Origin of the sequence: Saccharomonospora sp. CUA-673 (assembly GCF_001942305.1) — a bacterium.
In the GTDB taxonomy this organism is placed as follows: Bacteria; Actinomycetota; Actinomycetes; order Mycobacteriales; family Pseudonocardiaceae; genus Prauserella.
The window spans coordinates 1-23,911 of record NZ_MKKE01000032.1 but is presented as its reverse complement, the minus strand read 5'-3'; the positions used below and the strand labels follow the sequence as shown (position 1 = coordinate 23,911).

Below are 23,911 nucleotides of genomic sequence, written 5' to 3'. Positions count from 1 at the left end.
TGCCGCCGACCGGAACGGTGCGGCACTCTTGACACTCCGCCAACAACGGACGACGGTAGCCGTCATGACGCAGTTCGACTACGACGTGGTGGTCATCGGCTCCGGATTCGGCGGCAGCGTGAGCGCGCTCAGGCTGACCGAGAAGGGCTACCGGGTGGGCGTGCTCGAGATGGGCCGGCGCTTCGCCGACCACGAGCTGCCCCGGACGTCGTGGCGACTGCGCGACTACGTGTTCGCACCGGCCCTCGGGTGCACCGGCATCCTGCGCATGACCCCGCTCAAGGAGGCCCTGGTCCTGTCGGGAGCCGGCGTGGGCGGCGGTTCGCTGGTGTACGCCAACACCCTCTACGAACCGCCCGACGCGTTCTTCGCCGATCCGCAGTGGGCGCACATCACCGACTGGAAGTCCGAGCTGACGCCGTACTACGACCAGGCCAGGCGCATGCTGGGCGTCAACTGCTACCCCGGCACCACGCCCGCGGACGAGGTGATGCGCTCGGTCGCCGAGGACATGGGCATCGCCGACACCTACGGGCCCACGCCGGTCGGGGTGTTCTTCGGCGAGCCGGGCAGCCGGCCGGGCACCACCGTGGCCGATCCGTACTTCGGCGGCGCCGGCCCCGAACGCCGCACGTGCACCCACTGCGGCGAGTGCATGACCGGATGCCGGCACAACGCGAAGAACACGACCGTCAAGAACTACCTGCACCTGGCCGAGCGGGCCGGAGCGACGGTCCATCCCCTCACCACCGTCACCGAGGTGCGGCCGCTGCCCGGCGGCGGCCACGCCGTACGGACCGCCACCACCGGGAAGCCCTGGCGGAAGCAGACGTTCACCGCCGCGCAGGTCGTGTTCTCCGCCGCGGCGCTCGGCACGCAGCGCCTCCTGCACGCGATGCGCGACCGCGGCACGCTGCCTCACCTGTCCCGCCGCCTCGGCCTGTTGGCCCGCACCAACTCCGAGGCGATCCTGGCCGCACGGTCGGTCGCCGAGGACACCGAGTACCACCGCGGCGTCGCGATCACCTCGTCGATCCATCCCGACGAGGTGACCCACGTCGAACCCGTCCGCTACGGCAAGGGCAGCAACCTGCTGGGACTGCTCGGCGCCGTGCTCGTCGATCCGCAGCCGGGCCGGCCACGCTGGTGGCTCGGGCTGAAGGAGATGTGGCGCAGGCGCAGGCAGTTGCCCAAGCTGCACGATCCGAGGCGGTGGTCGGAGCAGACCATCGCGCTGTTGGTGATGCAGACCCTCGACAACTCGGTCACGACCTACACCCGTCGGGGCCGGCTCCGGACCAGGCAGGGCGTCGGCGAACCCAACCCCACGTGGATCCCGGCCGGGCACGAGGTCACCCGGCGGGTCGCCGAGAAGATCGACGGGATCCCCGGCGGCGGCTGGAACGACCTGGCCAACGTGCCGCTCACCGGGCACTTCATCGGTGGGTGCACCATCGGCGACTCGCCGGAGACCGGTGTCGTCGACCCGTACCAGCGGGTGTACGGCCACGAGGGCCTGCACATCGTCGACGGCTCGACCGTCTCGGCCAACCTCGGCGTCAATCCGTCGCTGACGATCACCGCGCAGGCCGAACGCGCGATGGCGCTGTGGCCCAACAAGGGCGAGCGCGATGCCCGTCCGCCGCTCGGCGCGGACTACCGGCGGATCGACCCGGTGGCGCCGCGCAGTCCCGTCGTGCCCGAGGCCGCGCCGGGCGCGCTCCGACTCCCCCTGTCCCCGGCATGAGCGGGGCCCACATGCGAAGCTGCACCGCATGAGCGCCGAATCCGCGCCGAAATGGCGAAGGCTCGAGCCGGACCAGCGTAGGGAGGAGATCTTCGCCTGCGCGGCCGAGCTCTTCGGCGAACGCCCGTACGCGGCGGTGTCCACGGCCGACATCGCCGCCCGCGCCGGCGTGGCCCGTGGCCTGATCAACCACTATTTCGGCACCAAGCGTGAGCTGTACCTGGCCGTCGTCCGCAGGACGTTGACCCTGCCGCCGTCGGCGGTGACCACCCTGCCCGACGGTTCGTTGGCCGAACGCACCGACGCCGCCGTCGACTGGTTCCTCGACATGGTCAGCAAGCAGCAGAAGACGTGGCTGGCCGCGATCACGCCGGAGGGCATCGGGCGGGACGAGGAGGTCGAGCGCATCCTCGACGACGCCGACCGCGAGGCCGCCACGCTCGTGCTCGAGGCCATGGGGTTCGACCCCACCGACCCGCGATGGGAACAGCAGATCGCCGTCATCCGCACCTACGCGGGCATGGTCAAGGCCGCCAGCAGGGAATGGCTCGACCGCGCGACGCTCAACCGCGAGCAGGTGCACACGGTGCTGTCGCGGGTGTTGCTGAGCCTGCTGTCCGACGTGATCCCCCGCGCCGGACAGCAGACCGCTACCGATAGGTGACGAACTCGGCCGCCGGGCCGTCGAAGTGGCCGTGCTCGTTGAACGACACCAGCGTCAGCCCGGAGCGTCCCGTCGCGATCTTGGTGATGCCCGCGTTCACCGCGACCCGGCTGTAGGGCACCAGGTGCGTCTCGGGACTGCCCAGCAACGCCCCGCACAGGGTGGCGATCACGCCGCCGGAGGTGAACACGACCGCCTGCTGCCCCTTGCCGAGTGCGCCCGCGACGTCGGCCAGTGCACGTTCGGTCCGCGCCCGGAACGCGGGCCACGACTCGGCTTCCGGCCCCGACTCCCCCGCCGCCGTCCAGGCCGCCAACGCGGCCTCCAGCACGCGTTGGAACCCCCGCGGGTCGCCCGCGTCCTGGGGTCGGCCGCCACCGTAGGCGCCGAGGACGTCGCGTCGGAGTACTCGTCCCACCGCGGATCCTGCCGGAGCTCGACGTCGGGTGCGCACTCGGCGAGCGCGAGTTCCGCCGTGGCGCGCTGCCGGGACAACGATCCGCACCACGCGTGGTCGACGCGCACGCGCCGCCGGGCCAGTTCGACGCCCACGAGCCGAGCCTGCTCCCGGCCGAGGTCGGAGAGTCGGTCGTAGTCCGCGGAACCGAACGAGGCCTGTCCGTGCCGCACCAGGAGGATCGCGCCCATCAGACGAGCCTCCGGAACAGGCCGACCGGCACCGCCTTGAGCAGCACCGACAGCGGGGTCCACGGCCAGGACGGCACGTAGGACGTCGCGCGCTCGGATTCGATGGCCTTGACCAGTGAGTCGGCGCCGCTGTCGGCATCGGCCACGAGCGGGGTGCGCCCGCCGGAGCGGGACGTCATCTCCGATTCGATGAACCCGGGCAGCACGGTGCTGACGCGGATGGGCGTGCCGTGCACGTCGGCGCGGATCCCGTCGGCGAGCGCCGAGACGCCCGCCTTCGACGCGCCGTAGGCGGTCATGTTCCGTGGCATGCCGCGGATCGCGCTGAACGACGACACGACGACGAGGTGTCCGGCGTTCTGCTCGCGGAAGATCTCCATCGCCGCCTCGCACTGCGCGAGCGCGGCGACCATGTTCGTCTCGACGGTCTGGCGGTTGGCCTCGAAGTAGCCGGTACCGATCGGCTGCCCCTTGCCGAGGCCGGCGTTGACGACGATGCGGTCCAGACCGCCCAGTTCGTCGCGGAAGGCGCGGAAGACGGTGAAGACGTCGTCGTGGTCGTTGACGTCCAGGCCTGCGGTCGTGACCCGGATCGTCGGGTGCTGTTCGGTGAGCTGGGCGGCGAGCGCGTCCAACCGGTCGGTGCGGCGGGCGCACAGCGCCAGGTCCCTGCCCTCGGCGGCGAACCGGCGGGCCATGCCCTCCCCGAGTCCGGAACTGGCTCCCGTGATCAGAATCCTCGTGCGCGTGGTCATTCCCGCACTCTGCCATTGCCGCCGACCGGCACCGAACGACCGGCGCCCAAGATCACCGGCACAGCGCACGACCGGCGGCCCCGGCCGGCCGCCGCGGACCGGATCTGCCCGGACATGCCGGTGGCCCAGCGCCACGCGAGCGCTGGCCACCGGTTCGTACCGCCGTGTCCGGCTATGCGGAGCGGATCACTCCACGCCGGTGTTGAGCAGCAGGTTCGGCGTCTCACCCGTCGGGTTGCTGATCGCACCCTCGGTGGCCTGCGAGGTCAGCGCCTCCGCGACCTCGGCCGGGGTGGCCTGCGGGTTGTCGGCCAGGTACAGCGCCGCGGCGCCGGCCACGTGCGGAGCGGCCATCGAGGTGCCCGACAGGGCCTCCGAGCCGCCGCCCATGGACGCCGAGGTGATGTCCACGCCCGGGGCGTAGAGGTCCACGAGCGAGCCGTAGTTGGAGAACGTCGCCTGGGCGTCGCTCTCGTCCGAGGCCGCCACCGTCAGGGCGTCCTCGACCCGCGCCGGCGAGCTGTTGCTCGCGTCGGAGCTCTCGTTGCCCGCGGCCGCGACGAACGTGACGCCGGAGTCGATGGCGCCCTGCACGGCGTCGTCGAGCGCCGTGTCGGCGGTGCCGCCCAGGCTCATGTTGGCGACGGCCGGACCCGAGGCGTCCTCGGCGACGAAGTCGACGCCCTCGATGACGCCGGCGGTCGTGCCCGAGCCGTTGGCGTCGAGCACCCGCACCGGAACGATGCTCGCGCCTTGGCCACGCCGTACTCGCTGCCCGCGACCGTGCCGGCCACGTGGGTGCCGTGACCCTGCTGGTCGTCACCGTCGCCGCCGCCGTCGACGAAGTCGGCACCCGGCTGCACCCGGTCACCGAAGTCCTCGTGCGCCAGGTCCACACCGGTGTCGATGATGTAGGCGGTCACGTTGTCGGCCGTCGTGTTGTACGTGTACGAGTCGTCCAGCGGCAGCTCCGCCTGGTCGATGCGGTCGAGACCCCAGGACGGCGTCGGCGACTGCGTCTCGGCGGCCTGCACACGCTGGTTCTGCACGACGTAGTCGACCGCGGGGTTGGCCGCGAGCCGCTTCGCCGCCGCCTCGCTCACCTCGAGCGAGAAGCCGTCCAGCACCGTGTTGTAGGTCGACGAGACGTCGGCGCCGAACTTCCCGGCCAGCTCCGAGGCCTTGGAGGCCACGGCGGAGGCGTTCAGGCTGTCGTTCAGGACGACGATGTAGCTGCCGTCGACCGCGTTGGGCGTGTCCGCCGAGAGGATCTTGCCCTCCGGCGCCGCAGCGGCGGTTCCCAGGCCGGCGGCGACCAGACCGGTCACACCGGCGGCCACGACGCCTGCGTTCAGGCTCCGCCTCAGCTTGCGCGAGTTACCCATTCGGATTCCTTCCGTTATCCCCGGCAGGTTCGTGAGTCATGCAAGCCGGGCAGCCAGGGTTGGGCAATGATTCACAGTTACCAGTTGTGGGCCGGTCACCGTATCGCGTGATACTCCGAACGGTCTAGTCCTCACTCTGCGCATCCAGGGCGTGACGCGTTACACGGTTCTGTTAAAATTGGCTATATCGTTACCATTACGGCATCTCGGAGGCGATTTCTCACGTGGGCGGCACCGCATTCTCGATGGCGCTCCGTTCGGCGATCGCCACCAGCGGACTCGGCCTCGACCGAATTCAGGCCCGCCTCCAGGACCACGGAATCGCCATCAGCGTCACGGCGCTGAGCTACTGGCAATCCGGAAAGCGCCAGCCCGAACGTCAGGGCTCCATCTCCGCCGTCCGCGCGCTCGAGGAGATCCTCGAGGTGCCCACCGGCTCCCTGCTCGGCCTGCTGCCCCCGCCACGCCCCCGCGGCACGTCGTCCCGACGACTGCACGAGGACGCCGGTCGCGCGCCGCTGAGTCTGGACCGCCAGCCGGACGTGACGCTCGTCGGCCTGCACGACCACTGCGTGGTCACCGAGGAGGATCAGGTCAGCCGCAGTACGGTGACGGCAAAGGCGGTCTTCCGCGCACAGGCCGACGCACAGGACCGGTGGCTGCTCGCCTACCGCCAGGACGGCCTCGCGCCCCGCGCCGCCGGTGCCGGCGGCGCCCCCGGGATCGACGCGGTCGCGCCCGTGCTGTCGGCCGTGCGCAACTGCACGGTGGGCCGGATCGAGGAGGACGGCGACTCGGGGCTCACGCTCGCCGAGCTGCTGTTCAGTCGACCGATCGACACCGGTGAGACGCATTTGATGGAATACGCGCTCACCTACCGGCACGATCCGGATTCGACCGCCCGGAAAGCCCACTTCCGTGAATTCTGGAAATCCATTCCGGAATACCTGCTGGAAATCGACTTCGAATCCGCGCACCCGCCCGAGCAGTGCTGGCGGTACTCGCACCGCAACAATGGCGGCGCGGCCGAGTCGCACGACCTCACCGTGGACGAACACGGACGCGTTCACGCGATCGCCACCAACTTCGGCCCCGGCGTCTTCGGAATCGGCTGGATCTAGCGACTTTCGTCTGGTCACCCACACAGGCGACGTTCACCGAGGTCCGGACCTCCCCCGGACCGGGAACATCACGAAGGTCTTGTTGGTCCTTTTCGAACGATTCACCCGCTGACGCGTACAACGCCGACGCGGTCATCCCCGGTTCCGGGGCCGCATGCGACCCGGAACCCGTTCAGGACAGCTGGTTGCGCAGCAGCTTTCCGGTGGCGTTGCGGGGCAACGCGTCCAGGAACTCGACGTCGCGCGGCACCTTGTAGCGGGCGAGGTTGTCCCGCACGAACGAGCGCACGCCCTCGACGTCGAGCATGGAGCCCGTCGACCGCACGACGAACGCCTTGAGCCGCTGTCCGAACTCCTCGTCGGGCACGCCGACGACGCCCGCCTCGAGGATCTCCGGGTGCTCCACGAGCAGGTTCTCGACCTCGATGGGGTACACGTTCTCGCCGCCGGACACGATCATCTCGTCGTCGCGGCCGTCGATGAACAGCCGACCGTTCTCGTCGAGGTGTCCGACGTCGCCGCTGGCCAACAGCCCGTCGATGATCTCCTTGGTGCGCCCGTCGGTGTAGCCCTCGAACGCCAGCCCGCTGCCGACGAACACCCGGCCGGTGACGTTCGGCGCGGTGATGCGCTCGCCCGCCTCGTCGTAGAGCGCGACGCGGCAGCCGACCGGCGGCCGGCCCACGGTCCCCGGTGCGGCGGCCCAGTCCTCGGGGGTCGCGACGGTGGCGACGGCGACCTCGGTGGAGCCGTACAGGTTGTGGATCACCGGGCCGAACAGCTCGGTGGCCCGGTTGCCGATGTCGGGCGGCAGGGCCGAGCCGGCCAGGAACACGATCCGCAGGCTGGAGGTGTCGTACTTGCCGATCACGTCGGGGCCGAGGTCGATGATCCGCTGAAGCATCGTCGGCACGAGCACGAGCGCTGTGCAGCCGTGCTGCGCGACGCCGCGCAGCGCCTCCTCCGGGTCGAACTTGCGCCGCACGACCACCGTGTTGCCCAACGCGAGCGACAGGATGAACTGCGAGATCCCGGTGCCGTGGAACAGCGGGGCGCCCATGTAGGTCGCCTCGCCGACGCGCAGCGGGATGCGGTCCAGGAACTGCGCCGAGTCGAGGCCGGAGATCTTCGGCCTCGGCGCGCCCTTCGGCGTCCCGGTGGTGCCGCTGGTGAGGAGCACGAGTCCCCCGGGCTTCGGCGGGGCCTCGGGGGCGGAGTCGTCGGCGGCGTCGATCAGCGCGTCGAGGGTGCTCACGCCGCCGGCTGTGGCCTCGTCGTCGACCCAGGCGAGGTAGCGGTCGACCTCGTCGATGCCGCCCAGCAGGTCGGTGAACTCCTGGTCGTAGACCAGCACACGCACCTTCTCGCGCCGGGCGACGTCGGTGAGCTGCGGCCGGGCGAAGCCGGTGTTCATCAGCAACAGCGCCGCGCCGAGCTTGTTCGCGGCGAGCATGGTGAGCACGAGGCCGCGGTGGTCGCGGCACAGGGCCGCGATGCTCTCGCCGGGCCCGACGCCGCGTTCGCTCCACGCGCGGGCGAGGGCGTTCGAACGCCGGTCGAGCTCGGCGAAGGTCAGCGGGCCGCGTTCGTCGACCAGTCCGATGTCGCCCGGGTTGCGGCGGGCGGCGATGCGCACGGCACCGGCGATGGGCCCGTACCGGCTGGTGAGGACGAGCGAGCGGATCGCTTCGTCCAGCCGGGGAAAGGGCACCAGGCCCGCCCTCCACATGACGCCGACGCTGCGCACCTTCTCGACCATGCGCGTGGTCAGCTCCGACACCGCCGATGGCGACTTCATCCGGGCACCTCCTCGAGCTCGTGGAACATAACCTACCCGCTAGTAGGGCAACTGGAGCAACCCTCGCGCGGGCGAACGTCGGCGCCGCGTAACGGACGTCTCACCGGCGGGCACGGAACTGTCGGCGGCGTGGCGCAGAATCGCCGGTGTGCATGTCATCGTCGCCCGCGACCGGGCCGGTCGCTTCGCCGTGCGCAGCCCCGACGGCCCCGCCGGCGACCCGGCTGGGGACACGACTGGGGACACGGTGGCCGCCGACGGGCTGTCGGCCGAGCAGGTGGCGGCGCGGGCCGAGCGGATCGAACGGGAGCACGCGCCGCGCTGGGTGCTGCCGTCGGCCGAACGCGACTACCGGCCGCTGCTCGAGGCGGGTGTGCGGGTGCGCCGCTGTCACGATCTGGCGCTCGTCGAAGGTCTGCTGCTCGCGGCCGAGGGGCGGCACGGACAGTCCTGCTCGCTGGCGGCGGCCCACGCCCGTGCCCGCGGGTTGCCCGCTCCGCGCGAGAGCGCACCGCACGCGGCGTTCGACGACCGGCCGGTCCTGTTCGACCCCCGCGACGGCGGCCTGCCCGACGGCGTCGAGGCCGTGGACGCGGCGGCCGTGGTGCTGGCCGATCAGCTCGCGCGCAGCGCGCAACACGACAGGATGCGGCTGCTGGTGGCGGCCGAATCGGCGAGCGCGCTCGCGGCGGCGGAGATGTCGGCCGACGGGCTGCCGTGGCGCGCCGAACGGCATGCCGCGCTGTTGACCGAGCTGCTCGGCCCGCGCGTGCCGGCCGGATCGCGCCCCGCCGTGTTGGCGGCGCTCGTCGAACGGATCGACGAGGCGTTCGGCCGGCCGGTCAATCCCGACCATCCGGAGAGCGTCGTGCGTGCGTTCGGCAGGGCGGGGATCTCGGTGCCCTCGGCACGCGCACACGTGCTGCGGCGGGTGGACCATCCCGCGGTCGCGCCGCTGCTGGAGTACAAGGAGCTGGCGCGGCTGCACTCGGCGCACGGATGGGCGTGGTTGGACCAGTGGGTGCGCGACGACCGGTTCCGCCCGGTGTACGTCGTCGGCGGGGTCGTGTCGGGCCGGTGGGCCAGCCGCGGCGGGGCCGCGTTGCAGATCCCGCGCATGCTGCGCGGCTGCGTCACGGCCGACCCTGGGTGGAAGCTCGTCGTGGCCGACGCGGCCCAGCTCGAACCGCGCATCCTGGCGGCGCTGTCCGGCGACCGGCGGCTCGCCGAGGTGTCGGGGGCGACGGATCTGTACACGAGCCTGGCCGAGGAGCTGCATCCCGGCGCTGCTGCGGAGTACCGGCCGAGCGCGAAGATCGCGATGCTCTCGGCGATGTACGGCGGCACCGCCGGTGAGGCGGCCCCGACACTCGCGGTGCTGCGGCGGCGTTTCCCGGACGCGGCGTCCTATGTGGAGCATGCTGCGGCGACAGGCGAACGCGGCGAGGTCGTGCGCTCGCGCCTCGGCCGCACGTCGCCACCGCCGTCGGAGGCCTGGCGGGCGCTCACCGGCGGGGACGGCGCCGAGGACGTGGCCCGGCGCGCGTCGCGGGACTGGGGCCGGTTCACCCGCAACTTCGTGGTGCAGGCCAGCGCCGCCGACTGGACGGCGGTGCTGCTGGCGACCCTGCGCCGACGGTTGCCACCGCCGGCGCACCTGGTGTTCTTCCAGCACGACGAGGTGCTCGTGCACACCCCCGCCGACCTCGCCGACACCGTCGTCGCCGAGCTGGGCGAGGCGGTCGCCGAGACCACCTCACTGGTGTTCGGCCCGGCCTGCCCGGTGCGTTTCCCCATGCCCGCCTCGGTCGTCGACACCTACGCCGAAGCCAAGTAACCGTGTCAGCACCCCACGACACCGTGTCAGCACCTCACGTCGCCGTGTCAGCGTCCCGCGTCGCCGTGTTGTCCCGCGGCGCGATGACCCGACCACGGAACAGCGACGGCCTCGGCGCCCGGAGATCGACGGCGATCATCCGGCGCACCCCGCAGTCGCACCGTTGGTACACAACGTGTCCCTCGCTCGTTGCGTGGGACGACTCGACGCTCCAGTGGTGAACCGCGTGGCGTGACAGCATGACCCCAGCGTGCTGTCATGGGTTTGTGCATATCAACCATTACACGATCGATCCGGTGGTCCTGGCTGCCGAGCTGGTCAACGAACCAGCGGCCACCCCTGCGGACCTGGCACAGCGCTGCAGCGATGCCTGTATCGCACTCACCCGCGCTCCGTCGGCGCGCCAGGTCCGCGCGGTACACGCGTTCCTCGCCGAATGGGCATGCATCGCCGACGCGACGAACCTCCGGCACGAGCAGAACTCCTCAACGCACTCCTCGCCGAGTACTCGTCCCGGCCACGACTGACCAATCACCTGGGCACGGGCTGGCATATGCATTTCCGGGACGACAACATCGCACCGGACCGCCAGCTCGCGGCACTGATCACCGTCGGCACGGCTGTCCACCTGACGAGCCGTGGCATGGACCGCCTCGGACGGTGCGACGCGGACGACTGCGCCCGGGTCTACGCCGACGTCTCACGCAACGGGCGGCAACGGTTCTGCAGTGCGCGTTGCGGGAACCGCGCAACCGTGCGGCGACATCGTGCGCGTCGCGCAGCCAACTATGTAAACTAAGTTTACGATACGGCCGGGATGCGTTGCCGGCACGGGAGTCGAGGGCACGGAGGACCACATGAGCGCTGCGGCACGGGGCGTCACCGCGGACAGCACGGTCGGCGAATGGCTGGCCCATCCGGAGGGCGGCGCCGCGCTGCGTGAACTGCTCGGCGAATCGGGCTTCGGCCCCGAAGTACTGGCACCCGTGTCCAACCTGCCACTGTCCGAACTGGTCCAACTCAGCCAGGGCCGACTCACCGACGACCACGTCGAAACCCTCGTGCGCCGCGTCCACAACGGCTCGACACCCGCCAACCCGGCCGACGCTACGGACGACGAACCGGCCACCGCGGCATGGCGGGAACGGATCGTGGAAGGACGGTTCGAGGGCCGGACGGTCGTCGTCACCGGCGCCGCCTCCGGGATCGGCCGGGCGACGGCCTCCCGCATCGCGCGCGAGGGCGGACGTGTGATCGCGGTCGACATCACCGCCGACCGGCTCGACCGGCTGGCCGCCGAGTTCGACGCCGACACCGTGTCGCCGGTCGCGGCCGATATCACCAGCGGCGACGACGTCGACCGCATCGTCGCCGCGGCGGGCGGCCGGATCGACGGCCTGGCCAACGTCGCCGGCATCACCGACGACTTCTCCCCCGCGCACGAGACGTCCGACGAGATCTGGCGGCGCGTGTTCGCCGTCAACGTCGACGGCACTTTCCGCCTCACGCGCGCCGTGCTGCCCGCGATGCTGGAACGCGGCCGCGGCTCGATCGTCAACGTCGCCTCCGAGGCCGCATTGCGGGGCAACGCGGCGGGCGCGGCCTACACGGCCTCCAAGCACGCCGTCGTCGGACTGACGAGGAACACGGCGTTCATGTACGGCGACCGCGGAATCCGTGTGAACGCGGTCGCCCCCGGCGGTGTGGCGACCGGCATCGCGGCCGGCGGCGGGGGCGCGTCCGAATGGGGCGGCGCGCGCACCGGACCGTTCCTGCGGATGATCCCGCCGATCGCCACCGCGGCCCAGCTCGCCGCGTCGATCACGTTCCTGCTCAGCGACGACGGCGTGAACGTCAACGGCGCGATCCTGCCCTCCGACGGAGGCTGGTCGGTGCAGTGATGCACCGATCCGGCGCCGGAAGCGGAGCCGACGTTCAGCCTCCCGGGGTGATGATGTCCTGCACGATCGCCCCGTAGCGCCGCACGAGCGCGTCCCGCTGCCGGGCGAGCGTGTGGTCACCGGCGACCCATACCGAGTACAGCAGGCCGCCGACGACCGCCGCCGCCATCCGCGCCCGCAGGTCCGCATCCGCCGGATCCGCGCAACCTGCGGTGTCCACTCGGGACAGCCGGGTGCGCAGCGGGGCCACGAGCGAGTCCTCGTGCACCTCGCGCAGCCGCTCGGCGATCCGCTGCTCCCCACTCCCCCGGACCAGCGCGAGGTAGACGTCCACGATGTCCTGATCGCTGGAGAGCACGACGTTCACGAATCGCTCGCCGAACCGCTCGATCGGCACGTCCAGCAGCGGTTCGTCGTCGATCGTGAGCCGCATCGTCTCCAGGAACAGCTCCTCCTTGCTCCCGAAGTAGCGGATCACCAACGCCGGGTTGACCTCGGCGAGCGCGGCGATGTCCCGCACGGGGGTGCGCGCGTAACCGCGTTCGCGGAACAGGCGCGACGCGGCCGCGTGTATCGCCTCCCGGGTGGAGCGTCCCGACGCACGTGTGGCCATCCGGTTCAGCGTAACGAGCCCACGGCCGGTCCGACGTCCACACGCCGGCCGGTCATGCGGGCGGGTCGAAGCGTCCGTCCACGGCGGTCCAGCCGCCGTCGACCATCACCGTCGACCCGGTGACGTACGTCGAGGCGTCCGAGGCCAGGTACACCACCGCGCCGGCGAGTTCCGACGGCTGCGACCACCGGCCGAGGGCGCTCTTGGCGGCGTAGGCGTCGTACCACTCGGGGTGGGCCTTGGTCTGGTTCGTCAGCGGTGTCTCCACCACGCCCGGCGCGACGGCGTTGACCCGCACCCCCGCCGGTCCGAACTCGGCGGCCGCGGTCTTGACCAGCTGCACCGCGCCCGCCTTCGTCGCGGCGTACACGCTCTGCCCCGGTTCGACGACCTGCCCGCGCACGGACGAGAAGACGATGATGCTGCCCGCGCCGCGCTCGATCATGCGCCGTCCGAACGCCTGCAGCACCGTGAACGTCGCGCGCAGGTTCAGGCCCACCACCCGGTCGAAATCCTCGGGCGTGTAGTCGACGATCCGCTTGCGCACGTTCATCGCCGCGGTCAGCACCACGACGTCGGCGTCGACGTCGGCCGCGACCCGCTCCACCGCCGAGGGGTCCATCAGGTCCAGTTCGAGCGCGCGGCCGCCGGCAGCGTCGGCCGTGGACGTCGCCACGTCGACATCCCGATCCGCACAGACCACGTCGGCGCCGTGCGCGGCGAGCGCCGCCGCGGCCTCCCGGCCGATACCGCCCGCCCCGAGCAGCAACGCGCGCTTGCCGTCCAACCGGAACAACGTCGAATAATCCGTCACCACAGGTCCTTCCACTCTCATTCCGGCCGGATGATCGCCATGCGCGTCACCGTCAGTTCCTCGATCGCGAACCGCGGGCCCTCCCGGCCGACGCCGGAGTCCTTCACGCCGCCGTAGGGCATGATGTCCGACCGGAAACCGGGCACCTCGTTGATCACCACGCCGCCCACGTCGAGTTCCTCGATCGCCGCGAACGCCGTGGCCAGCGACCGCGTGAACACGCTCGCGTGGAGTCCGTACCGCGACCGGTTCACCAGTTCCAGCCCGGCCTGCAGATCGGGCACGGTCCGCACCGCGATCACCGGCGCGAAGACCTCCTCGCACCACGCCTGCACGTCCTCGGGCGGATCCAGCAGCACCGTTGGTTCGACCGCACCGTCCACAACGGACCCGCCGTGGGCCACGACGGCCCCGGCCCGCCGCGCCTCGTCGATCCACGCGAGGACGCGCTCGGTCGAGGCCCGGTTGATCAACGGCGCCACCCGCGTGTCCGGGTCCCGCGGGTCGCCGACGGTCAGCTCGCCGATCCGCGCGCTCAATCGCGCCACGAACTCCGTGCGCGCCGGCTCGCACACGATGACCCGTTGCACCGCGATACACGCCTGGCCGTTGAAGTAGAACCCGCCGCGCAGCACGGCGTCCACGGCCTTGTCGAGGTCCGCGTCGGAGTCCACGACGAGCGCCGCGTTCGAGCCGAGTTCGAGCAGCACCTTCCGCGGTGCCGCGTCCCGCGCGATTCGGTGCCCGACCTCGGCCGAGCCGGTGAACGACACCGCCGCCACCCGCTCGTCGGTCACCAGCGCCTTGCCGACCTCGGCGTCCCCGGTCACCACCTGGACGATCTCGGGCGGCGCGCCGTGCCGTGCGGCCGCCTCGCGCACGAGCTCGGCCAACCACAGCACGCTCAACGGCGTCGCCGGCGCCGGTTTGCAGATCACCGGGCAGCCCGCGGCGATCGACGGCGCGATCTTGTGGCTGGCCAGCAGCAGCGGCGCGTTGAACCCGGCGATCCCGACGACCAGTCCGATCGGCCTGCGCGTCCAGTACCCGATCATGCCCGCGCCCGAGGCCTGCATGTCGAGCGGCACCGTCTCGCCGTGGATGTGGCCGACCTCCTCGGCGGTGGCCGACCAGGTGAACAGCGTCCGCGCCACCTCGACGCCGCAGTCGGCGCGCGTCTTGCCGGTCTCGGCGATCAACAGCTCGACCAGCTCGTCGGAGCGGGCGCGCAGCGCCACCTCGACGTCCAGCAGGATCGCCCGGCGCGCCTCGGAGGTGAGCTTCCGGACGGGGCCGCGGGCCGCGAACCCGGCGTCGAGTGCGGCCTCGGCGTGCGCGGTCGAGCCGAGCGGCCCTTCGGCCACGACCGATCCGTCGTACGGGAACACGACCGGCGCGCTCGCCTCGGCCGCCATCCACCCGTCGCCGATCGGCAGTCCGGGAGGCAGCTCGGGCACCGCGAAACCCGTCCCGACACCTGCGGAATCCATACCCTCACTCCTTCGGACGTCGTCGTCCAGGCATACCGCAGGCCGTTCGGGTCCGCGCCGCCTGCTGGTACGACCAGCACGCACCGCGCCGAGCATGCTGCAGTCGGCTCGACAACGTCAAGAACCCGCTCACGCGGCGCCCGCCACACTCTCCGACCCGCGATGTAGCTGCGCAGACGGCCACCGTCGGACCCGCACCACCCGGCCCCGGCTTGACGCCCGCCGCCGGGTGGGTCAGGCTCCGAGACACGGTATCCAGCCCGCTGAGCAAGGAAGGTCGGCGAGGAATGTGGCCCACCGCGACAGCAGCACGCGCGCGCTACCGCTGGTCGACGAGACGGCGTCGGTCCTGCGCGAGCGCATCTACGCCGGCCGCTACCCCGCCGGCACGTGGCTGCGCCAACACCAGCTGTCGGCCGAACTCGGGGTGAGCCGCACGCCGCTGCGCGAGGCGCTGCGGATGCTCGAACAGGAAGGCCTCGTCGTCGTGACCGCCGGGCAGGGCGCCCGCGTGGTGACCGGCGACCTCGACACGCTCCTCGACGCTACGCCCTGCGCGCCGTCGTCGACGGACTGGCCGCCCGGCTGGTCGCCGAGAACGCGCGCGGCGACGTGGCCGGCCGCTGCGCCGCACCATCGACGTGCAGCGCGCCACGCTCGATCCGTGGCGCGCCCACGACTACACGGCTTCCAATGTGGACTTCCACGAGGACATCGTGCACCTGTCCGGCAACGAGTTCGTCGTCGGGCAACTACCCATCCTGCGCATGACCGCGCAGGTGTTCGCCCCCGTCGCGCTCGTCGAACCCGACACCGCGCGGCGGGCCATCGAGCAGCACACCGCCATCACCGACGCGATCGCGGCCGGCGACGGACCCGACGCCGAACGCCTCGCCCGCGCCCACATCGACGCCACCATCACCGAACTCCGCGCCAGGAAGGCGCGATCCAGCCCAGCCAGCGCCACAAAGGAGTGATCCGCCGGTATGCCCGCCTACCACGTCGCCTCCGACATCGGAGGCACCTTCACCGACACGGTCGTCATCGACCAGGCCGGTGCCGTCGGCCGCTACAAGTCCTCGACCGTGCCCGACGATCCGGCCCGCGGCGTGCTGGACACGCTCGTGCTCGCCGCGGAGGACCGCGGCGTCGACCTCGAGGCGTTCCTCGCCGACGTCGACGTGTTCGCCCACGGCACGACCGTCGCCACGAACGCGATGCTCGAGGGCCGCGGCCGCGCCGTCGGCCTGATCCAGACCCGCGGCTTCGGCGACACGCTGCCGATCATGCGCGGGTTCAAGGCGGGCGGACTCGACGAGGACGCGACGAAACGGTTCCGCACGTTGGTCAAGCAACCCGTGGTGGTACCGCGGCAGCGCACCGCGGAGGTCACCGAGCGGCTCGACTACGCCGGCCGTGTCGTCTGCCCGCTCGACGAGGTCGACGTCCGCCGGGCGGTGCGCGAGCTCCTCGCGGCCGGTGCCGAGGTGTTCGCGGTGTCGCTGCTGTGGTCGTTCGCCAACGACGTCCACGAGCGGCGCGTCGCGGAGATCATCGCCGAGGAGGCCCCGGACGTGCCGGTGACGCTGTCCTCGGAGTTCCTGCCGCGCATCGGCGAGTACGCGCGCACGCTCACCACGGCGGTGAACGCGAGCCTGCGGCCGGTGCTGCGCACGTCGCTCGACTCGTTCGAATCGACCCTGAGCGGCGCGGGGCTGGCCGCCGGTCCGCTGTTGATGCAGTCCAACGGCGGGTTGGCCACCTTCGCCGACGTCGAACGCAGGCCGGCGGCGACCGTGATGTCGGGTCCGGTCGGCGGGGTCGTCGCGTCCCAGTCGCTGGGGGCCAGGGCCGGCTACCGCAACATCGTCACCACCGACATGGGCGGTACCAGTTTCGACGTCGGACTCGTCCTGGACGGGCGGCCGGTCATGGCCAACACCACGCTCATCGGCCGGGACCAGCTGGCCCTGCCGTCGGTAGCCGTGCGCGCCATCGGCGCCGGGGCCGGGTCGATCGCCTCGGTGCGCGGCGGGGTGCTGCAGGTAGGCCCCGAATCGGCGGGCGCGCGGCCCGGGCCGGCGTGCTACGGCACCGGCGGCACCCGGCCCACCGTGGCCGACGCCGACCTCGTGCTCGGCTATCTCAACCCGGACAACTTCCTCGGCGCCGCCTCAGCCTCGACGTCGGTCGGGCGCGCGCCGCGATCGCCGAGCACGTCGCCGAACCCGCAGGGCTGTCGGTCGAGGAGGCGGCCGAGGGCATCAAGACGATCGTCGACGCGCGGATGGCCGACCTGGTGCGGCAGGTGACGGTGGAACAGGGGTACGACCCAGCCGATTTCGCCGTGTTCGCCTACGGCGGTGCCGGTCCGCTGCACGCGTTCTCCTACGGCGCCGAGCTGGGCTGTCCCCAGGTCGTCGTGCCGATGACCGCGTCGGTGCATTCGGCGTTCGGGATCGGCAGCTCCGACCTGACGATGGTCGAGGAGCTCTCGAAGCCGATGCAGACGCCGCCGGGCACGACCGATCATTCCGCGGCGCTGCCGCCCGACGAGCTCGACGCGACGTTCCGCGAGCTCGCCGGCCGCGCCCGCCGGAACCTGGTGGCCGCAGGCGCCGACGAGGACTCGGTGTCGGTCGCGACGTTCGTCGAGATCCGCTTCCGCGCGCAGATCCACGTGCTGACCGTGCCGATCGGCGCGGAACCGGTCACCGCGGGGCAGGTCAACGCCATGGTGGAACGGTTCGTCGACATCTACGAAGGCCGGTTCGGCAAGGGCGCCGCGTTCCTCGACGGCGGCGTCGAGATCACCACGTTCCGCGTCGTGGCCACGAGTCCGGTCCCCCACGTCGAGGTCGACGCCGGCTCGCACGGCTCGTCGACCGCCCCCCCGGCGACCCGGCAGGTGTTCTCGCAGGGGGCGTGGCGCGATGCCGCCGTGTATCGCATCGAGCAACTGCGGGAGGGCCTGGGCATCGACGGTCTCGCGATCGTCGAGCTGCGCGACACGACCGTCGTGATCGGACCCGACCAGAGCGCCGTCGTGGACGGCCTCGGCAACATCGTCATCGAGAAGCGCTGAGGCGGAAGGACGAAGCCATGACCACCACCGTCGACCCGGTCACCTACGAGGTCATCCGGCACAAGCTCTGGTCGATCAACTCCGAGGGATCCACGACCGTCGAGCACGTCTCCGGTTCGCCCGTCGTGCACGCCACCGACTACAACTTCGGCATCTACACCGCCTCCGGTGAGATGGCCGTCATCGGCACCTACCTGCTCACCCCGATCTACACCGGATCGATGGCGATCGAGGTGTTCCTGGAACGCTTCGACGACATCGAGCCGGGCGACGTATTCATCATCAACGACCCGTATCTCGCGGCGATGCACCAGAACGACGTCCAGTTCTGCAAGCCGGTGTTCCGCGACGGCGAGATCGTGGCCTGGCTCGGGTGCATGGCCCACCAGGTCGACCTGGGCGGCATGGACCCGGGCAGCTGGTGCACCACGGCGACCGACGTCTTCCAGGAGGGTTTGCGCATCCCGCCCGGCCGGATCGTGCGGGGCGACGAGATCCGCGGGGACGTCGTCAACCAGGAGCTGTGGGACACGATCGTGCTGAACTCGCGCGTGCACGACACCGTGGCGAACGACTTCCGCGCGTTCCTTGCGGGATTGCGCGTGGCCGAGCAGCGCTTCCACGAACTGTGCGACCGCTACGGCGCCGATGCCGTGCGCGCAACGATGGCGCGTTCGCTCGACAATTCCGAGGCAGAACTCCGCGCCATGCTGCGGGAACTGCCCGACGGTGTCTACGAGCACACGTCCTATCTCGACCGTCCGGACGGCAGCGAGCGCACCGGCGACGAGGGCATCGAACTGCTGCAGGTGCCGTGTCGGCTGGAGAAGACCGGTGACCGGATCGTGTTCGACTTCTCGGAGTCGAGCCCGCAGTCGCCCGCGTACGGCATGACCACCCGCGGCGGCCTGCTGGGCGCCGTGGCGACGCTGATGCTGTGCACGTTCGGGTCGGACATCCCGTGGAACCACGGGCTGATGCGGCCGGTCGAGGTGACCGCACCCGACGGACTGTGTGTCACGGCGGTCGAGCCGATGCCGGTCTCCGGCGGTGCGGCCGGCGCGAACTGGACGGCGACCTGCTCGGCGGGCGGGGCGATCGCGAAGATGCTGTCGTTCTCCGAGAAGTACGAGAGTTACGCGTTCGGACCGTCGGACGGGTCGTGGCAGCTCAGCCAGTTCGGTGGGATCGACCAGCACGGCGAGCCGTTCGCGTCGATGTACATGGACTCGTTGCTGTGGGGCGGTCCCGCGTTCTCGTTCCGCGACGGGGTGGACGCCGGCGGTGCGATGGTCATCCTCGCCGGCGGCGCCGGTGACGTGGAGCAACAGGAGATGCGCCATCCGCTGCTGTATCTGTGGCGGCGGATCGTGCCGGACTCCGGCGGTGCGGGCATGTTCCGCGGTGGCAACGGAGTCCAGTTCGCCATGACGCCCATCGACACCGACGAGGTGACCGGTGTGCTCGGCACCCACGGCGTGGCGCTGCCGAACCGGACGGGCGTGTTCGGCGGACTGCCCGGCTCGTGTGCCCGTTTCGAACGGGTCACCGGCGCCGCGCCGCTGGACCGGTTCGCCGCCGGCGCGCCGATCGCGGAACTGGCCGATGTGGACGGTGACCACCAGGTGCTGCCGGGTGTGGCGCCGGCGGCGCGGATCGCGCGCGGCGATGTGTTCGAGTGCACCGTCCAGAACGGCGGCGGCTACGGCGACCCGCTGTTGCGCGAACCCCAGCGCGTCGCGGCCGACGTCGCCTCCGGCGCGGTCGGCGAGTCCGCCGCCCGGCGGCTGTACGGGGTCGTCGTCGCCGACGGCGCCGTGGACGAGTCCGGCACGCACCGGCAGCGGGAGAGCATCCGCGACGCGCGCCGCGCCCGCATGCTCGCCCCCGAACGGCCCGCCGGCGACGTGCCGCCGACGGGCGAACCGTCCGGCATCTGGGGCGGTGCGTTGCGGATTCATGCCGACGGCGAGGCGCTGGTCGGGGTGTGCCGGCACTGCGAGCACGTGCTCGGTGACGTCACCGGCGGCTGGGAGGCCGTTGCGGGCCGGGTTCCGCTCGGCCCGGACGACCTGGGTGCCCGGGTCCACGTGCACGAGCAGCTCGGCGCGCTCGCCTACGTCTGCCCGCACTGCGTCACGGCGCTGTGGGTGGACGTCGTTCCGGCCGACGGCAAGACGTGGCACGATTTCGCCCTGCGAGCCTGACGGTGCCGCACCACTGATGCCCTGCGGTGTGGTGCGGGACGACGGCCCGCACCACACCGCAGCGACGAACGAGGAGAACACGACGCATGCGCAGCTATCGGCTCGCGGTCATCGGCGGTGACGGTATCGGTCCGGATGTGACCTCGGCGGCATTGGCCGGGGTGCGCGCGGTGGCGGGGCGTTTCGGTTTCGAGGTCGAGACCACCGATTTCGATCTGGGCGCCGAGCGGTATCTGCGCACGGGTGAGGTGCTCGACGACGAGGCGTTGACGGCGCTGCGCAAGCACGACGCGATCCTGTTGGGCGCCGTCGGCGACCCGCGGGTGGCGCCGGGGGTGTTGGAGCGCGGGTTGATCGTGGCGTTGCGGATCGCGTTCGTCCAGTCGGTGAACCTGCGGCCGGTGCGCCTGTACCCGGGGGTGACGAGCCCGGTCTCGGGTGTCACCGCGGACAACTGCGACCTGGTGATCGTGCGGGAGAACACCGAGGGGCTGTACGCCGGTGGCGGCGGGTTGTCGCATCCGGGCACGCCGAACGCGGTCGCGCTGCAGAATTCGGTGACGACGGCGGCCGCGACGACGGAGGCGGTCGAGTTCGCGTTCCGGTTGGCCGCGGCGCGGCGGGGCCGGTTGACGCTGTGCCACAAGACGAACATCCTCACCCATGCGGGTGGGTTGTGGCAGGACGTCGTCGACGAGGTCGGTGCCCGCTATCCGGAGGTGGAGCACGACTACGTGCACGCCGATGCGATGTGCCTGCACCTGCCGATGGATCCGGGGCGGTTCGACGTGGTGGTCACCGACAACCTGTTCGGCGACATCATCAGCGACCTCGGGGCGACTGTCCAGGGTGGACTGGGGTTGGCCGCGAGTGCCAATCACAATCCGCACGGTTCGGCTCCGAGCATGTACGAGCCGGTGCACGGTTCGGCGCCCGACATCGCGGGCACGGGTCAGGCGAACCCGGCCGCGGCGGCCTTGTCGGCGGCGATGTGCCTGGCAGGCCTCGGCGAGCGGGACGCCGCGCTGGCTCTGGAGTCGGCCGCGGCGTCGGTGTTGGCGGAGTTGCCCGCGCTCGCCGGGCCGGGGATGGCGCGACGACCGACGAGCTGGGCGACCGCATCGCGGCCCGTGCGGCCGGCATCGAGGTGGCCGATGCGGGCCGTTCGCTGTTGACCGCGCTGGCCGATCTCGCGCCCGCGCGCGCATGAGCGCCGGCGACGGTACCGGCGGTCAACGCCTGTTCCAGCGCGTTGTCGACTGGGTGCAGGGTGCGATGGCCTCGGGTGAGCTCCGGCCGGGTGATCGGCTGCCGAGCGAGCGGGAGTTGGTGGAGCAGTTCGGGATCGGCAGGGCGTCGGTACGCGAGGGCCTGCGGGTGCTGGAGAACATGCATCTGGTCCGTTCCAGTCCGCGCGATCCGCGGGGCCCGTTGGTGTTGCCGGTGTCGACCGAGCCGATGCGCCGGTCGGTCGCGATGTTGACGTTGAGCGGCGGCATGGAGCTGGCGGAGCTGGTGCAGTTCCGCATGATCGCGGATGCGTCGGCCAATCTGCTGGCGGCGTCGCGGAGGACCGAGGACCATTTGCTGCGCATGGAGCGTGCGATGGCGCGCATGCGTGCGTCCATGGGCCGGGATCACGCCGCGTTCAGTCGTGCGGATCTGGAGTTCCACGAGGTGATCGCCGAGGCGGGCGGCAATCGTGTGGTGCAGGTGTACGGCGATGTGATTCGCGAGGCGATTCTCGATCTGATCGCCCGCACCATTCTCGACGCGACGATCGTACGGCGCTGATGTTGCAGTCGATCCGGCACCATCGGGACGTGTTCGCCGCCATCTCCGAGGGTGACGGTCTGACCGCGTCGCGTCTGGCGCGGGAGAGTTTGTACGCCTATTACGCCGAGCGCGTCTCCCCCGCCGATCGCGCCGTCATGGCCGATCTTGTGCGCGAGTGCGGCGGCACGGTGTCCGATTGACCCGGTCAGCTCGCGTCGTCGACGGGTTGGCGGAGGATGGTGCGTTGTTTGTGGGGTGGCGTGCGGCGTGGGTCGGTGAGGTAGATCTCGTGGTGGCGTCCGGTCATCCGCAGGCCGTGGTCGGGGATGACCGTGTGGTGCATGTGGTCGAGCACGTCGGCCTCGTCGTCGAACGACCCGACGTGGAGGGTTTGCACGCAGCGCCCTTCGGTCGCCGTTTCCAGTCGAACGTCGTTCAACCGCTCGGGTGACCGCTTCCTGGCCACCGTGTCGACGGCTGCGGCGAAGGCAGCGTTGTCCGTCCACTCGGGAACCATGATCATGAGTGTCCAGTGCCAGCGGTTCTTGTCGCGCGCGGTGGTGAAGGAAGCCATGTCGTCGGCCCACCACAGCCCTTCGAGCGGCATGACGACGTAGTCGCGGCCGAGTTCCGATTTGCTGGTGAATTTCAGGGTGTACGCCACGGGGTACAGCGCCTCGACCGCGCCGCGGAACAGCGTCGAGCTGTTCGGGTCGCCGTGCCCGTCGATCATCAGGTACCGCAGCTCGGGAACGTCGACGACGTCGAACCGCACGCGGCGTGCGCGATAGGCCGCGATGGTCTTCTTGAAGTCGACCTTGTCCACCGTTCCGTCCCCCGCGTCCCGTCGACATGTCCGTGCAGGTCAGCCTACTCGTTGTCGGGTTCCGACGGGCGTGGTTCGAGGACGGTTTCGCGTTTGTCGGTGTAGGTCACGCCCAGCGGTGTGGTGACCGAGGACGTGCCGTGGACGGGGTCGTACGAGTGGATCCAGCCGGGCGCGTTCTTGAGCCGGTGGTGCTTGCGGCAGCGTGGTGCGGCGTTGTCGGTGGATGTTGAGCCTTGGTCCTTGGCCCACTGTTGTTGGTGGTCGAAGTCGCAGTGCCGGGCGGGCCTGCGACACCAGGGCACGACGCACATGCGGTCGCGGACCTCGACGAGTGTGCGGATCGTCGAAGTCGGACGATACGAGGATCGGCCGAGGTCGACCGGGTTGCCGGTGGCCGGGTCGCACAACACCTTGCGCCAGACCGACTTCGGGTTCGTCATGATCTCGCGGGCGTAGGTGGCCGGGATGGGTCCGATCCCGTCGATCGACGCGCCTGTCTCCGACATCGACAGCGCGGTGTCGATGGGCATGTGCAGATAGACCATCGCCGCAGACTGAGGCACCTGGACACCGGGATCGTTGCCCAACAGCAGGTCGGCGAACACGTCCGCGCGTAGTTGGTCGAGGTTGCGCGAGGAGTCGGAGAGGCGAAGCTTGCGCGCCATCGCATCCACCCGGGCATAGGCAGCCGAGGCGACGGCGGAGGGCAGGTCGGCCGAGATCCGCGACTGGGCATGGACCCCGTGATCGAGGGTGACCTTGCGCCCCTCATGAGCCATACGAGCGGCTGCCGTCTCAGCGCCTGGATCGACTTGCTTGACGATCTGCGAGGCATGCCAAGCCATATTCCGCGGCTGCCACGCAGTAAGAGACAGACGGCCAAGCTTCTCTTCCAATAGCCGATCAACCTCAAGAGCATCGGAATCCGAAACCGGAACAACAACGTTCAACACCCGCTCGGCGCAATACCGATCCACCCGCCCCTCGCTCATCGACTGCAACAGCCGCGGCATCCGATACGTCAACGCCAGCGCGGTATGAATCCGATCCAACACACCCTGCGGCGACAACCGAAGCTCAGGCGCCAACGCCTCAGCCAACGACCGCCGCTCCCACGAATCCGACGACGACCCACCATCCACCGAGGCCAGAAACGACACCTCAGCAGCATCAGCCCGAGCCCGCAAAGCAAGCACCGAACGGGCCTCATCAACGATCCCCTCAACATCTCTCACAACACC

At 70.9% G+C, this 23,911-nt stretch carries 19 protein-coding genes and 5 pseudogenes; 15 read left to right on the top strand and 9 right to left on the bottom strand.

Features of this window, described 5'->3' with window-relative positions:
- Positions 1 to 64 precede the first annotated feature (64 nt).
- Together BJF85_RS15065 and BJF85_RS15060 are read left to right on the top strand one after the other, a co-directional pair.
- Positions 65 to 1,747: a GMC oxidoreductase gene (locus BJF85_RS15065; protein ID WP_075848332.1), complete on the top strand. Its 1,683-nt coding sequence runs from the start codon at positions 65 to 67 to the stop codon at positions 1,745 to 1,747.
- A 28-nt stretch (positions 1,748 to 1,775) separates the two neighbouring features.
- On the top strand, positions 1,776 to 2,411 hold the full coding sequence (locus tag BJF85_RS15060; RefSeq protein ID WP_075848330.1) for a TetR/AcrR family transcriptional regulator: 636 nt from the start codon (positions 1,776 to 1,778) through the stop codon (positions 2,409 to 2,411).
- Here the strand turns inward: BJF85_RS15060 and BJF85_RS15055 are convergent.
- The 3 genes and pseudogenes from BJF85_RS15055 to BJF85_RS15045 all read right to left on the bottom strand — a co-directional run bounded on the left by BJF85_RS15055 (position 2,398) and on the right by BJF85_RS15045 (position 5,199).
- Positions 2,398 to 3,059: pseudogene (locus BJF85_RS15055) on the bottom strand (histidine phosphatase family protein). The gene BJF85_RS15060 and the pseudogene BJF85_RS15055 sit on opposite strands and share 14 nt — an antisense overlap.
- Complete coding sequence (locus tag BJF85_RS15050; RefSeq protein WP_075848328.1) at positions 3,059 to 3,814, bottom strand: SDR family oxidoreductase; 756 nt, start codon at positions 3,812 to 3,814, stop codon at positions 3,059 to 3,061. The pseudogene BJF85_RS15055 and the gene BJF85_RS15050 overlap by 1 nt, the downstream one beginning before the upstream one ends.
- Positions 3,815 to 4,000: 186 nt before the next feature.
- Positions 4,001 to 5,199: pseudogene (locus BJF85_RS15045) on the bottom strand (S8 family peptidase).
- A gap of 245 nt (positions 5,200 to 5,444) precedes the next feature.
- On the opposite strand from BJF85_RS15045, the gene BJF85_RS15040 reads away from it, so the two are divergent.
- On the top strand, positions 5,445 to 6,320 hold the full coding sequence (locus BJF85_RS15040) for a hypothetical protein (RefSeq protein WP_075848372.1): 876 nt from the start codon (positions 5,445 to 5,447) through the stop codon (positions 6,318 to 6,320).
- Between the two features lie 172 nt (positions 6,321 to 6,492).
- Here the strand turns inward: BJF85_RS15040 and BJF85_RS15035 are convergent, their stop codons facing one another.
- Positions 6,493 to 8,118, bottom strand: coding sequence for an acyl-CoA synthetase (locus BJF85_RS15035; RefSeq protein ID WP_075848326.1), 1,626 nt, complete (start codon positions 8,116 to 8,118; stop codon positions 6,493 to 6,495).
- 148 nt (positions 8,119 to 8,266) lie between these two features.
- Between BJF85_RS15035 and BJF85_RS15030 the strand changes: the two genes are divergently transcribed.
- From BJF85_RS15030 to BJF85_RS15020, 4 genes are all read left to right on the top strand, one after another.
- A complete protein-coding gene (locus BJF85_RS15030; RefSeq protein WP_075848324.1) occupies positions 8,267 to 9,955 on the top strand; it encodes a bifunctional 3'-5' exonuclease/DNA polymerase in 1,689 nt (562 codons plus the stop codon).
- 296 nt (positions 9,956 to 10,251) lie between these two features.
- Positions 10,252 to 10,482: a hypothetical protein gene (locus BJF85_RS30240; RefSeq protein ID WP_255375656.1), complete on the top strand. Its 231-nt coding sequence runs from the start codon at positions 10,252 to 10,254 to the stop codon at positions 10,480 to 10,482.
- The gene (locus BJF85_RS31480; protein WP_369822184.1) at positions 10,392 to 10,754 is read left to right on the top strand and encodes a CGNR zinc finger domain-containing protein; all 363 of its coding nucleotides are present in this window, start codon (positions 10,392 to 10,394) and stop codon (positions 10,752 to 10,754) included. Before BJF85_RS30240 ends, BJF85_RS31480 begins: the two co-directional genes overlap by 91 nt.
- 58 nt (positions 10,755 to 10,812) lie before the next feature.
- Positions 10,813 to 11,856, top strand: coding sequence for an SDR family NAD(P)-dependent oxidoreductase (locus tag BJF85_RS15020; RefSeq protein WP_075848322.1), 1,044 nt, complete (start codon positions 10,813 to 10,815; stop codon positions 11,854 to 11,856).
- 34 nt (positions 11,857 to 11,890) lie between these two features.
- Here the strand turns inward: BJF85_RS15020 and BJF85_RS15015 are convergent, their stop codons facing one another.
- The 3 genes from BJF85_RS15015 to BJF85_RS15005 are packed head-to-tail and all read right to left on the bottom strand — an operon-like array spanning position 11,891 to position 14,773.
- A complete protein-coding gene (locus tag BJF85_RS15015) occupies positions 11,891 to 12,469 on the bottom strand; it encodes a TetR/AcrR family transcriptional regulator (protein ID WP_075848320.1) in 579 nt (192 codons plus the stop codon).
- A gap of 52 nt (positions 12,470 to 12,521) precedes the next feature.
- Positions 12,522 to 13,304 carry an SDR family NAD(P)-dependent oxidoreductase gene (locus tag BJF85_RS15010; RefSeq protein WP_075848318.1) on the bottom strand — a complete coding sequence of 261 codons (783 nt, stop codon included), beginning with the start codon at positions 13,302 to 13,304 and terminating at the stop codon, positions 12,522 to 12,524.
- A complete protein-coding gene (locus BJF85_RS15005) occupies positions 13,301 to 14,773 on the bottom strand; it encodes an aldehyde dehydrogenase family protein (protein ID WP_083666424.1) in 1,473 nt (490 codons plus the stop codon). Before BJF85_RS15005 ends, BJF85_RS15010 begins: the two co-directional genes overlap by 4 nt.
- A 94-nt stretch (positions 14,774 to 14,867) precedes the next feature.
- Here BJF85_RS15005 and BJF85_RS30230 point away from each other — a divergent pair.
- The 8 genes and pseudogenes from BJF85_RS30230 to BJF85_RS30215 all read left to right on the top strand — a co-directional run.
- Positions 14,868 to 15,227: pseudogene (locus BJF85_RS30230) on the top strand (GntR family transcriptional regulator); the annotation flags it as partial.
- Between the two features lie 187 nt (positions 15,228 to 15,414).
- Complete coding sequence (locus tag BJF85_RS30225; protein WP_255375655.1) at positions 15,415 to 15,750, top strand: FCD domain-containing protein; 336 nt, start codon at positions 15,415 to 15,417, stop codon at positions 15,748 to 15,750.
- A 9-nt stretch (positions 15,751 to 15,759) separates the two neighbouring features.
- Positions 15,760 to 17,192: pseudogene (locus BJF85_RS14995) on the top strand (hydantoinase/oxoprolinase family protein); the annotation flags it as partial.
- A 9-nt stretch (positions 17,193 to 17,201) separates the two neighbouring features.
- Entirely contained in the window at positions 17,202 to 17,858 is a 657-nt protein-coding gene (locus BJF85_RS30220; protein WP_369822185.1) for a hypothetical protein, read from the top strand.
- 17 nt (positions 17,859 to 17,875) lie between these two features.
- Positions 17,876 to 20,065: a hydantoinase B/oxoprolinase family protein gene (locus BJF85_RS14990; RefSeq protein ID WP_075848316.1), complete on the top strand. Its 2,190-nt coding sequence runs from the start codon at positions 17,876 to 17,878 to the stop codon at positions 20,063 to 20,065.
- A gap of 86 nt (positions 20,066 to 20,151) precedes the next feature.
- Positions 20,152 to 21,275: pseudogene (locus BJF85_RS14985) on the top strand (3-isopropylmalate dehydrogenase).
- Complete coding sequence (locus BJF85_RS14980) at positions 21,272 to 21,859, top strand: FadR/GntR family transcriptional regulator (protein WP_369822183.1); 588 nt, start codon at positions 21,272 to 21,274, stop codon at positions 21,857 to 21,859. Before BJF85_RS14985 ends, BJF85_RS14980 begins: the two are co-directional and overlap by 4 nt.
- On the top strand, positions 21,859 to 22,041 hold the full coding sequence (locus BJF85_RS30215) for a hypothetical protein (protein ID WP_255375653.1): 183 nt from the start codon (positions 21,859 to 21,861) through the stop codon (positions 22,039 to 22,041). The genes BJF85_RS14980 and BJF85_RS30215 overlap by 1 nt, the downstream gene beginning before the upstream one ends.
- Before the next feature lie 5 nt (positions 22,042 to 22,046).
- Here the strand turns inward: BJF85_RS30215 and BJF85_RS14975 are convergent, their stop codons facing one another.
- Both BJF85_RS14975 and BJF85_RS14970 read right to left on the bottom strand, forming a co-directional pair.
- Positions 22,047 to 22,667 carry a GyrI-like domain-containing protein gene (locus tag BJF85_RS14975; RefSeq protein ID WP_075848314.1) on the bottom strand — a complete coding sequence of 207 codons (621 nt, stop codon included), beginning with the start codon at positions 22,665 to 22,667 and terminating at the stop codon, positions 22,047 to 22,049.
- 44 nt (positions 22,668 to 22,711) lie between these two features.
- A complete protein-coding gene (locus BJF85_RS14970) occupies positions 22,712 to 23,866 on the bottom strand; it encodes an HNH endonuclease signature motif containing protein (protein WP_255375652.1) in 1,155 nt (384 codons plus the stop codon).
- Positions 23,867 to 23,911: the final 45 nt, after the last annotated feature.